This is a genomic window from Coprococcus hominis (ex Arizal et al. 2022), from assembly GCF_040094675.1.
GTDB lineage: Bacteria > Bacillota > Clostridia > Lachnospirales > Lachnospiraceae > Coprococcus_C > Coprococcus_C hominis.
Genome location: NZ_JBBNHG010000036.1, coordinates 121,781 through 131,826, shown reverse-complemented (window position 1 = coordinate 131,826; position 10,046 = coordinate 121,781). Strand labels below are relative to the sequence as shown.

The 10,046-nt window shown below is 32.6% G+C and carries 9 protein-coding genes; all 9 read right to left on the bottom strand.

Features of this window, described 5'->3' with window-relative positions:
• Positions 1-773: glucose-1-phosphate thymidylyltransferase RfbA (rfbA, locus tag AAAT93_RS11155; protein WP_349095588.1), on the bottom strand; the 773-nt coding region annotated here is incomplete at its 3' end.
• Between the two features lie 117 nt (positions 774-890).
• Positions 891-1,781: an NAD-dependent epimerase/dehydratase family protein gene (locus AAAT93_RS11150; protein ID WP_117781726.1), complete on the bottom strand. Its 891-nt coding sequence runs from the start codon at positions 1,779-1,781 to the stop codon at positions 891-893.
• Between the two features lie 18 nt (positions 1,782-1,799).
• On the bottom strand, positions 1,800-2,369 hold the full coding sequence (locus tag AAAT93_RS11145; RefSeq protein ID WP_227573216.1) for a KdsC family phosphatase: 570 nt from the start codon (positions 2,367-2,369) through the stop codon (positions 1,800-1,802).
• Entirely contained in the window at positions 2,369-3,433 is a 1,065-nt protein-coding gene (locus tag AAAT93_RS11140; RefSeq protein ID WP_227573217.1) for an AroB-related putative sugar phosphate phospholyase (cyclizing), read from the bottom strand. The genes AAAT93_RS11145 and AAAT93_RS11140 overlap by 1 nt, the downstream gene beginning before the upstream one ends.
• Complete coding sequence (locus tag AAAT93_RS11135) at positions 3,430-4,095, bottom strand: SDR family NAD(P)-dependent oxidoreductase (protein WP_118545689.1); 666 nt, start codon at positions 4,093-4,095, stop codon at positions 3,430-3,432. Before AAAT93_RS11135 ends, AAAT93_RS11140 begins: the two co-directional genes overlap by 4 nt.
• A gap of 18 nt (positions 4,096-4,113) precedes the next feature.
• The gene (locus tag AAAT93_RS11130; RefSeq protein ID WP_227573218.1) at positions 4,114-5,304 is read right to left on the bottom strand and encodes an ATP-grasp domain-containing protein; all 1,191 of its coding nucleotides are present in this window, start codon (positions 5,302-5,304) and stop codon (positions 4,114-4,116) included.
• A gap of 6 nt (positions 5,305-5,310) precedes the next feature.
• Entirely contained in the window at positions 5,311-6,252 is a 942-nt protein-coding gene (locus AAAT93_RS11125; protein WP_227573219.1) for a glycosyltransferase family 2 protein, read from the bottom strand.
• Positions 6,249-7,229 (bottom strand): acyltransferase family protein, encoded by a 981-nt coding sequence (locus AAAT93_RS11120; protein ID WP_227573220.1) that lies wholly within the window; start codon positions 7,227-7,229, stop codon positions 6,249-6,251. Before AAAT93_RS11120 ends, AAAT93_RS11125 begins: the two co-directional genes overlap by 4 nt.
• Before the next feature lie 10 nt (positions 7,230-7,239).
• Positions 7,240-10,029: a hypothetical protein gene (locus tag AAAT93_RS11115; RefSeq protein WP_227573221.1), complete on the bottom strand. Its 2,790-nt coding sequence runs from the start codon at positions 10,027-10,029 to the stop codon at positions 7,240-7,242.
• Between the last annotated feature and the right edge of the window lie 17 nt (positions 10,030-10,046).

The window sequence follows — 10,046 nt, the reverse complement described above, 5'->3', positions numbered from 1 at the left end:
GCGATCTCTTCCAGACACGCAATCTTACGATGCTGATGCGTCTCCATCGTCTTTACGAAGTTCGTTGCATCAACCAGACTCTCATGTGTACCTGTATCCAGCCATGTAAAGCCCTGTCCAAGCAATTCTACATTCAGATTTCCCTTCTCCAGATAAATTCGATTCAAATCGGTAATCTCCAGCTCTCCACGAGCAGAAGGCTTCAAATTCTTCGCATACTCTACAACATGATTATCATAGAAGTAAAGACCAGTTACACAGTAATTACTCTTCGGCTGTGCAGGCTTCTCTTCAATCGAAATTGCCTTTCCATCCTGATCAAACTCTACAATACCAAAACGCTCCGGATCATCTACATAATAACCAAATACGGTAGCTCCTTTTCCGCTCTCTGCATTCTCCACAGCCGCTTTCAGGCGCTTCTTCAAACCATGTCCAGCAAAAATATTATCGCCCAATACCATTGCCACAGAATCATCACCAATGAAATCCGCACCAATGATAAACGCCTGCGCCAGTCCATCTGGTGATGGCTGCACTGCATAAGTCAGATTCACACCAAACTGGTGTCCATCTCCCAGCAGTTCCTCAAAACGTGGTGTATCTGCCGGCGTTGAAATAATCAGAATATCCCGAATCCCAGCATTCATAAGTACCGACATCGGATAATAAATCATAGGCTTGTCATAAATCGGGAGCAACTGCTTTGATGTTACTCTGGTCAATGGATATAAACGTGTACCGGAACCTCCGGCTAAAATAATTCCCTTCATAAGCTTTTTCTCCTTTACGATACAATTTATTATAATTAAACCCGTCTATTTAAGCTCTATTCAAAATTAAGTTATGCTCTACAGATGTGATTTCTTCACTATAACCTTCTATACTTTTTAAGCCATGTTTGCATACTCTAAAATCGCTTCTTCTATCAAAATCTCCGGTTCATATCCAATATCTTCTTTTATATGTTCTAAAGATACATCCCAAATATAATCATCCATAAAATCTTCTTTTCCACTAAATATTATCCTGGAATCAGACTCTAACAACTTTACACACAATTCAGCCAATTGCTTATTTGATACCGCATTATAACTTGAAAGATTGTATATTCCATGCGCCTTCCCACTATATAACGCAAGATATAAAGCCTTTGCAATATCCCGAACATGTACATACGTCTGAACCCGACTTCCCTTTCCCGACAGTATCAAGTCTTCTCCGTTCTTTGCTTTTGTTACAAATGTCGGGAATATTGTCTTCGGATTCACACCCGGTCCTACTGGAGCAGATATTCGAAAACTAGCTGTTCTCACCCCATGCATATAATCTGCATAATTTGCAAGTAATTCTTCTGCAATTTTCGTTGCATGATACACTGTAGGCGGTTTCAAAGAATGTTTCTCTGTAATCGGATGCTCCTCTGGTTTTCCAATGACCGGTAAACTTGACAATTGTAAAAATACTCCGATATGTTCTCGTTCCGCAAATTCAAGCAGTCTCTGAGTTCCTACACAATTATGTGCAACAACTTCCACATTATAAGGTTCTTTACGCATATCCGCTGCCAAATGGATAATTGCATCAATCTTATCCACTTTAACAGATGCCATAATTCCATCTATCGCTTCTGAATCCATATCACAACAAATGTACTCATCAACTTCTGGTACAGACTTTTCTCTACGCCCTAAACCAATGACATATTCACCTTTTTCTTTCAGATATTTACAAACATGTCCGCCTATAAATCCGTTTGATCCTGTGATTAAAACTTTCATCTACATTTCCTCTTACATTTAGATAATATGATAACAATTTTTATATGCTTGTTCCCATTGTCCTCTTTGCCTTAAGATATATTGCATAACATCACGAAATGCGCCTTCCCCACCTTTTTTCGTTGAAATATAGTCTACTATTTCTTTTATTTCATCAGCAGCGTCACTTGGACATGCTTTAAATCCAGCTAGTTCCATCCCCATATAATCATTAAGATCATCCCCCATATATGCCAATTCATTAAAATTAATATTTCTATCGCCAATAAATTTTTTCAAATAGCCTACCTTATCAACAATCCCCTGTTCTAATAAATCTACTTGCATTTCCTTCATTCGACGTTCCGTAGCTTGGCACCTTCGTCCCGTAATTACAACTGTAAAAATCCCACATGCTTTTGCTGTAAAAAAACCAGCAGCATCCTTTGTATTAAACTTTTTAAATTCATTCCCCTGTTCATCATAATAAATCCCTCCATCCGTTAACGTTCCATCTATATCAATAACCATATACTTAATAGTAGATAACGCATTTGACTGAATATTGGGAATTTTTAAATTACCATTCATATAATAAGATGTATACATTATTTTCTCCTAAGGTTATCAAAAAGATATGTTATTGCCGTTTTTATTTCTGATGTTTTTACATCATGTACAACCAACAAGCTCATATCTGGTTTCATTAATACTGCTGTAAGATCTGTACTTGTTTGTTTTTTATCCTTTCTTATTGCCGCCATTATTACATCCATATTCATAGGTATACTCTGGATATCTACATGTATAATTTTCCATATTACATTTTCTATTCTATTTACTATTGACTCCTTTAACCATCCACGCATTAACGATATCCGGTTTGCCACAATCATTCCCATGGCAACTGCTGTTCCATGTGGAATTACATAATTACTCATTGTTTCAAATGCATGTCCAAATGTATGGGCATAATTCAAATGTATTCGAATTCCTCTGTCAAACTCATCTTGCTCTATAAACGCTTTCTTAAAGGCTAATGAATTATACACAAACTCTTCTAATGTTTTTTCATCTCTTGCCAAAAGCAAATTGATATTTTCTTCAACCTTTTTTATTCCCTTTTCACCATACATAACATTAAATTTTACAACTTCTCCTAAACCACTCTCAAAATCCTTTTCCGACAAGCTTTTAAAGAATGGTGTACATATTTGAATCTGATCCGGCGGATAAAAAGTTCCCAAAAGATTTTTAAATTTTTTATAATTTAATGATGTTTTTCCCCCTATACAACTATCACACGCCGCAAGAAGCGTTGTTGGATAAAAAGTCCAATGTATTCCTCTATATAATACATTCGCTACAAAACCTGTAACATCTTGCACAATTCCCCCACCAAAAGAAATTAACTTTGCATTTCTCTTAGCTGGAATATTCGTCATAATTTCACATATTTGTAATGCAGACTCAATTGTCTTATTTTCCTCAATTGATTCAAAAATATATAATTGATCTTTTGGAATTTTATTAAATAATCTTTCGACATATATATTATATAGCTTTTTATCAATTACCACATATGTATCTTTATCAATTTGAAGCTTCTCTATAACATCAAAATTATTATTTACTATTACTTCATAATCTTTCGAACTTGCCTTAATAATCATTTTTCTGAATATCCTCCATCTATAGTTATTTTTTGTCCCGTCAAATATGTGTTTTTATCACTACATAAAAAATAAACTACCTCCGCCATTTCTCTAGGTTCTGCCATTCGTCCCATTGGAATATCCTTATTGATACTTTCAATCTGCTCTAATGTATTATTTTTATATGTTAATTCTGTCAATGTAAACCCCGGGCATACTGTGTTAACAAGAATATTGTATGGTGCCAATTCTACTGCCAATGTATTTGTAACTCCATGTACTCCATTCTTTGTTGCACTATATACACATCGCCCTCCCTTAGAAACAGTTGCCCATATTGAACCAATATTTACAATACGTCCATATCTTTTTTCTTTCATCTTACCTACAAAACCCCTAAGCAATCTAATAGGTGAAATTAAGTTAATCTGCATCATCTGTGTTAATTCGTCATCTTTTATCTGTGTTATTTCATTAATCTCATTAACACCTGCATTGTTAACGATTACGTCAAAATATTCATCTTTATGGTTAGCTATATACACCTCAACTGATCTAGGATCACTTAAATCCATCTCCTGCCTTGTTGGGCACACCAATATGTAGCCTTCTTCCTTGAATTTCTCGGCAATTGCTTTGCCTATTCCTCGAGATGCACCAGTTATTAATACTTTTCTCATTATTATCTCTCCATTTAACTACTCATCTGCAAATATAACCTTAATGTTATTATTATAATTTTTTACCGCATTTATCATTTCTTCTTTATTTTCATATTGATAATAAATATATGCAATTCGTTCGTTGAGGTAATCATTTATTGCCCCATTCTCACCCAACATATCTATTTTCTTAAAAATATGGGGACTTATACTATTATCGATTTCATATCTCCTTATCTTTCCATTATGAGGAGCCATTATACCATGATGTCCGCAATACTTATACTCTATATCTGTAAATTCCAGTCTATCACAGGATTCACCCAACGCAGCCTTTATATAAGCCTCTTCCCATGGAAACCCTGTCGTTTTATCCGCCAACATTAAAAACTGATTTCCAAAAGCCCTCCGCATTGTTTCAATAATGTATGGTTTTCCGTCTTTCATGATATATTGTAACGCTATGATTCCATCTACCAAATTTAAATCTTCAGCCATATTTTCTATAATCATCTTTAATTCAGGCTCCACCCTCTCTATACAATCCGCTGGTAGTGTCTCAGACTGAATTAAATATGGGTTTATAGGGGAATAACAATTACAACTTGTTGAAACATATACTTTTTTATTAATAAGAAATGTTACATATGTATGCTGTGTTCCTATCACAAACGGTTCAATAACAATATGCTTATCTCTCGATTTTTCATATGAATAATCTACAGCTTCTACAGCTTCTTCATATGTATTGGCACGTCTGATTCCCTTTCCTCCCGTCAAGTCATTCGCTTTGACAATAATTGGATATTCTATTTGCTTAATATAATTTAAAGCATCCGCCTTATCTTCTGGACAATATGAATGCGGAGCCGGTATATTATGTTTGTACACATATTGTTTGAACAGATTTTTGTGATGTAATAATTTTGCAATCTCATATTTATCATATCCTGGCCAACCCATCTGTTCTGCAACATACGCTGCTGTAAGAACACCAAAATCATTCGCGCAACTAATAACACCTTCTATATCATTGTCTTTTACAATCTGCAACACCTTTTCTTTATCTGAATAATCCGCTGGAATATATTCATCTGCATACTGATGTCCTATCAAATTTGGAGCATTTCCAGTCGTAATAACATACATTCCCATTTCTTTTGCTTTCTTTATAATTGGAGCTTCGCAGAAACTTCCATTTAAGACCAATACCCTTTTCTTTGCCATGTCAACCTATTCCTCCTCTTTATTTTCTATATTTATTTTTTCTTTAATTACGTATTGCGGTGCATTATTTATACATATATACATTCTCCCTATATACTCACCCAAAAGCCCAACAAAAAACATAAGCTCTCCCGTGAGGAATAATACCACGTTTATCGCAATAAATAACGAATAGTTCAACAAAATGCCCATTGCAAATTGTATAATCAAGATAATACTCCACAACAACGCAATGAAAATATTTACTACACCTACATAAGTAGCTAATCGCAAAGGCTTTTCAGAGAAAGCTGTAAATCCATTCATCCATAAACCTAATAGCTTTTTTAATGTATAACCTGACTGTCCATAACTTCTATCCTGATGATCAATGTATACATTTGCTACATTCCTCGTAGCCCTTAACATTAATCCATGCACAAATGGATATGCATTCTTATATTTTACAACCTCATCAATCACAAACCGCTGACATACACAATAACTGTTTAATTCAATTCCCTTTGGCATACCAACCAAATGTGTAGACATAAAAAAACTAACTTTACTTCCAATCTTACGAAACAATGTGCTTTTTTTTTCTTTATACCTTGCAGAGACTAAATCATATCCCTCTTCCAGTTTGTCTATCAATCGAAACATTTCAGATGGAGGATTCTGTCCATCATCATCCAAACACACAACAATATCCCCTGTTACTTCATTAAATCCTGCCATCAGTGCGCTATGTTGTCCAAAATTTTTCGCCATATTCAACACTTTTACTTTAGAATTATGTGCAAGATTAACTAACACACTATATGTATCATCCTTGGAACAATCATTTACACAAATTATCTCATAAGTGTATCTACCATCATTCTCTACTGTTTTTATAATATCATCAACAACTTTTTTTATACTTTTTTCTGAACAATAACACGGTATTACAAATGATAACTTCTTCATGATAATTCCTCTATCCTTTTATTTATTTTTTCCTTAACCATGGTATAAATACAACCTCCAATTAAAGCCATTAACCAAAAAATCAAAAAATTAAACGGCATAGGGATTCCAATACATAATGGTTTAAATGTTACCTGCATTAAATATATTGATAATGTACTATCTCCAATAAGCTGAACACATCGCCATAGTTTATTTTCATTTCTTATTTTAATATCAGAAATGCTCAACATATAAAGTAAAACATTAATCCCAAAAATATATATACCTAAATGAATCAAAAACTGATATTTGTAGGCACTATTATATATCAAAATTTCAATATATTCCATAGCCCATACCAGAATACCACAAATACCACCGACAAAATAAAATTTGGAATACTTTCTCACATTTTGCATATTTTTATTATTTATAATCTTTCGAATAATTCCTCCTGAAAAGAATGGTCCAAAATAAAATAAAACTTTAAACAATGAAAAACCTTCTAATTCAACACAAAATGTTGATAAATCCATTCCAAAAACATATGATACTATATATATTAACGCATATGCACACAGCACCCCTATGTATTTTTTTATACTCTGTCCCTTTATTGCAAAATAAAAAATAACATAATACAACAATATTGCAAAAACAAACCAATATAAATCGACATATCTTTTAATTAATACACTAAAATCAGTATTTGCAAATTCGGATTTTCCGTCTATAAGTATAATTCGTAACAAAAGAAAAATTATTGTTGCTGGTAAAATTCTATTAGCTCTCTTTTTTATCCATTCTCTAAACCCAATATTTATATTAGCTAAACAATATCCTGACAAAACAAAAAAAATAACGTTTCCTTGTCCTCCACCAATCGCCAACAATGAAATTGGATATAAATCACCACAATGACTATTTGTAATTAAAAGGCACGCCAAAAAGCGTAATACAACTATTCGATTATCTTTATATTTTTTATTTTCCATTACCAATTTCTCATTTTTCAAAATAATAAACGTCTATTTCACCATACATATTGACTATTTTCCCTAATTCCTCAACTTTATATCCTAATTCCGATATTTTATCTATAACTTCTCTATTGCTTGCACGCGCAGGAACAATAAAATAAAATCGGTTATCTGCATCCAAGTATTTGTCTCCCCTCGACAGTATAAAATCAGAATATAATGTTTTTACCTTTAACATCTCGGTATCTTTACTATTGAATATTCTTTTTTTATTTTTATCGTCCCAATATATCTTATAGCAGTCTGCACCACCGTAATTTCTTCCCGATATATTTATTTCATAATCTATAATATCTAATATAAATACATTTTTTGTTTTTGAAAAATCCATTTTTTTAAATGCACAATCCAACAAATCATCATAAAAAGAATATTCCAAATTATATGCATATAAATCACCCAATATCGGATATTTCCCATCTACACCCGAAACAATATTCATGCCTTCCCGCTTATCAGATTTATATGCCAATTTATATATTTCTTTTTGCCCAGTATTTATTGAATCCGCATATAATATAATAGACGGATCAGTTGTCCAAAACGTCTGAAATATCATCAATATATCAAGACAAATAATTGATAGATTTTTAAGCTTTCTGCTTGTAAATGATTCAATAAACAAAGGAATCAGTAGTGCAAATATCAAAGAAAACAGTGTCGTATATCTTGGGCAATTTGCATCAGAATTATATAACATTAATAACAATAAAACCAACAAAGAACTAAGATACAACGAATAAACGATAATCATATTATTAGATGAATCACTTTTTCGTTTATTTGTCCACACTATCCCTACTATTATCAATAACACCAATAACCAACGAAATCCAAAAACAAAAGTCTGCAAGAGTGTATTCATAATTTGATTCTTATCTAACAAATTAATCATCGATGTACTTACAAATGTTCCATAAAAAGATTGCGATGTAAAATAGTCTCCATATTTAAACAAAACCATAAAACATAAAACTGGAAACAGCCATAAAAAAACTTTTTTCCATGACCACCAATTCATAAACTGTTTAAAAAAGGATTTTTTATTTTTATTGATATATACATCTGTTATCATATAAGCAAATAGAAAAAACACATAAAAAGCAAAGCCCGTTATCTTGGTAAACGACAACAAAAATCCAGTAAACGAAATCAATAAATCATTTCCTTTTATTACCGCAGCTAAGAACCAAACCGCAAAAAATGTAACATTCCAATCCATATCAATATATGAAAATAGACCAACAATATATGGAGAGAACGCAAATAACAAACTAATCATGGAGGCCTGAAAGTTTGTAATATCTAGATATATCTTCTTTATTAGCCAATGAAGTATACATAAAGTAATAACCGTGATAACAAGATTAGCTATATATACTCCAATTATCCTACCTGGTAAAACAGCTTCTAAAGGAGCCGCAAACAGTGCCAATCCCTGTGCCCATTTCCAACAATTAAATGCACCTAAAAAGGATAAAAAATCCAAATTAAATAATTTTGTTGCCCTTACTAAACTGCCATAATAAATATTTGCATCATACCTTGGGACATTATTAAATTGCAGCAATTCAACAACAATTACAACACCTATAACCAATAATAAACTAAATGGAATTTTAATTTTTGAAGAAGATTTATTTTGAAAAATAATCTTGCCAAATAATATTGAACATAGATTAACTAATATTACAAATAAAATATTTCCAAAATGTAAAACAGTTGTCCCCTTTACAAATATAAATATATCACAAAAATAAGAAACTATAATTGAAATAATAAATATTGCATTTATAAAATATTTATTATTCTGATAAATATTTTTTCTGTCTTTTCTATATTTATGCACTAACATCAGAAAAACACAGCATAATAAAAGCGGCAAAAGCATGAAATTAATCATATATGCCAAAAATGTAATAACACCTGTTCGCTTATATGTTAAATTTCCATTATTCTCCCACTCCAATAACTCAACGTCATCTGTACCCAGGAACAACCATTTTGCAATCGCAGCAGTAATAGAATTCTTGACCGCAAATTTTTCTGTTGATAAATATTGTGTTGTAACAACCGCGCTTTTTGCAGCAACAATACCTTTGGGTGCTAGTTCATAGTTCACGGAATAAGAACTGTATACTTTCACATCGTTATCTATTGCCACAATACCATACGAAGTATCTCCACTGATAGTTCCATTATTTATACAATTCGCAATCGTGCCTTGATAAAACTCTCCCGCAATACCTGCCGCACTATTTCCACATATATTTGCATAGTTTATACAATTAGCAATTACGGCATTCTCCCCTACTGCTTGCCCCGCAATCGCACCCGCAACCCTACCTTCTATATGCCCACTAATTATCTTGAGATTGACTACTTTTCCTCCCAAGCTTCCAAAAAGGCCAGCATGCCCTTGCTCTGCAATATATAATTTACTAATACCATATCCATTTCCATCATAAATGCCCCAGAACGATTTTCCGCCTGAGGTATTTCCTATTGGTTCCCATTTTTCACTTTTTAAATCAATATCACATGTCTGTCGAAAATATATTCCTTGAAATGTTTCCCCTTCATTCACCAAATCTCTTAAATGATATAAATCTTCACAATTTTGAATTAAATATGGTTCTTTTCCTGTCCCTTTTCCTGTAAAATCTTCACTTTTAGCATGCACATTCAAACACATCAACATACATACACTGATAACAGTGAGCAAAAAAAAGATTTTTTTTGTATAGAATCTCATAAATAATCCTTACTCCA

What these genes read in the sequence shown, in the direction of transcription:
- AAAT93_RS11150 (WP_117781726.1), bottom strand. Translation starts at nt 1,781, where the DNA reads ATGAAAGTTTTAATCACAGGATCAAACGGATTTATAGGCGGACATGTT.
- AAAT93_RS11145 (WP_227573216.1), bottom strand. Translation starts at nt 2,369, where the DNA reads ATGTATACATCTTATTATATGAATGGTAATTTAAAAATTCCCAATATT.
- AAAT93_RS11140 (WP_227573217.1), bottom strand. Translation starts at nt 3,433, where the DNA reads ATGATTATTAAGGCAAGTTCGAAAGATTATGAAGTAATAGTAAATAAT.
- AAAT93_RS11135 (WP_118545689.1), bottom strand. Translation starts at nt 4,095, where the DNA reads ATGAGAAAAGTATTAATAACTGGTGCATCTCGAGGAATAGGCAAAGCA.
- AAAT93_RS11130 (WP_227573218.1), bottom strand. Translation starts at nt 5,304, where the DNA reads ATGGCAAAGAAAAGGGTATTGGTCTTAAATGGAAGTTTCTGCGAAGCT.
- AAAT93_RS11125 (WP_227573219.1), bottom strand. Translation starts at nt 6,252, where the DNA reads ATGAAGAAGTTATCATTTGTAATACCGTGTTATTGTTCAGAAAAAAGT.
- AAAT93_RS11120 (WP_227573220.1), bottom strand. Translation starts at nt 7,229, where the DNA reads ATGGAAAATAAAAAATATAAAGATAATCGAATAGTTGTATTACGCTTT.
- AAAT93_RS11115 (WP_227573221.1), bottom strand. Translation starts at nt 10,029, where the DNA reads ATGAGATTCTATACAAAAAAAATCTTTTTTTTGCTCACTGTTATCAGT.